This is a genomic window from Pseudokineococcus marinus, from assembly GCF_013004605.1.
Taxonomy (GTDB): domain Bacteria; phylum Actinomycetota; class Actinomycetes; order Actinomycetales; family Quadrisphaeraceae; genus Pseudokineococcus; species Pseudokineococcus marinus.
In genome coordinates this window covers 1-1,540 of record NZ_JABEMA010000490.1, presented here as the reverse complement: position 1 = coordinate 1,540, position 1,540 = coordinate 1, and the positions used below count along the sequence as shown (strand labels likewise).

Here is a 1,540-nt window from a genome sequence, read left to right as displayed (position 1 = left end):
GGGCCGCGGCGCGCCGCCGCGGCCCGGCCGGCCCCGCGCGCACGGACGGGGGACGTCCTCGAGGCCGCGGCCGTCGTCACGGTCCTGGCCGCCGTCCACGTCGCGAGCGCCGCCACCGAGGACGTCGTCCTGCTCGGCCTCACCGTGCTGCCGCTCGCCGTCTGGGCCGGGCTCCGCCTGCCGACGACGTGGACGGCGGCGATCGTCCTCGCCGACGCGACCGCCGTCGTCCTCCTCACCGCGCACGGGCTCGGCCCGACGCAGCCGCTGCCGCCCGGGCTGCGGACGACGACGGCCCAGGTGCTCGTGGGCGTCGTCACCTTCGTCACGCTCGTGCTCGCGCTCCACCGCGACGACCTCGTCCGCGCCGGCGCCCGCGAGCGCCGCGCCCGCGAGCGCGCCCAGGAGCAGGCCGACCTCCTCGGCGGCGTGCTCGCCAGCGCGCAGGAGGGCGTCGTCGTCGTCGACGCCGCGGGGCGCGTGCTCCTCGACAACGACGCGGCGCGCGACCTGCTGGGCGTGCCCGCCGACGCCTCGCGACGGGCGCAGGACGACGCCTTCGCCCTCCTCCACGTCGACGGGACGCCCGTCCCCGAGGACGAGATGCCGCTCGTGCGGGCCCTGCGCGGGGCCCGGACCGCCGGCGCCGAGCTGCTCCTGCGCCGCAGCGACGGGACGGCGCGGCGCGTCGTCGTCACCGCGCACCCCCTGCCGGGCCCGGCGGGCGCCCACGGCGCCGTCGCGACCCTCCACGACGTCACCCGCGAGCGCGAGGCCGCCCAGGCGCTCGCCGAGAGCGAGCGGCTGTGCCGCCGGGCCCTCGACGCCTCGCCCCTCGGCATGCTCGTCCTGCCGCTCGACGAGCGGCCCCGCCGCGTGCTGCGCACCAACCCCGCCCTCGAGCGGCTGCTCGCGCGCACCGACCTGCCCGGCGAGGACGTCGCCGAGGTCGTCGACCCGACCGACCTGCCCCTGCTCGCCGCGGCGCTCGACGCCCTCGCCGACGGCGCCCCGCCCCGGCGCGTCGAGGTGCGCCTCCTCGGCCCCGGCGGGCGGCGCCTGCGCGCCTCGTGCACCGCCTCGGTCGTGCGGCAGGGCGACGGGCGCCGCGAGGCCGTGCTGCTGCTCGAGGACCTCACGGCCCGCCACGAGGCGGAGCGGGCGCTCGCCCACGCCGCCCGGCACGACCCCCTCACCGGGGCGCCGAACCGCCGGGTCCTCACCGAGCGCCTGGCCGCCCTCGTCGGCGGCGGCGCCCGCGACGGGGCTCGCGTCGGCGTCGTCTACCTCGACCTCGACGGCTTCAAGGACGTCAACGACGCCGAGGGCCACGCCGTCGGCGACGCCGTCCTGCGCGAGGCCGCGCGGCGCCTCGACGCCGCCGTCCGGCCCGGCGACACGGTGGCGCGCCTCGGCGGCGACGAGTTCGTCGTCGTGTGCCCCGACCTCTCCGCGGAGGCCGACCTCGCCGCCGTGGCCCAGCGCGTCGTCGACGCCCTGGGCGCGCCCTACGCGCCGCCCGCGCGCCGCCACCGCGTCA

At 80.6% G+C, this 1,540-nt stretch carries 1 protein-coding gene; it reads left to right on the top strand.

Annotation, left to right across the window (positions count from 1 at the left end):
* On the top strand, window positions 1-1,540 hold a 1,540-nt coding region (locus HLB09_RS16915), incomplete at both ends, for a sensor domain-containing diguanylate cyclase (protein ID WP_171204456.1).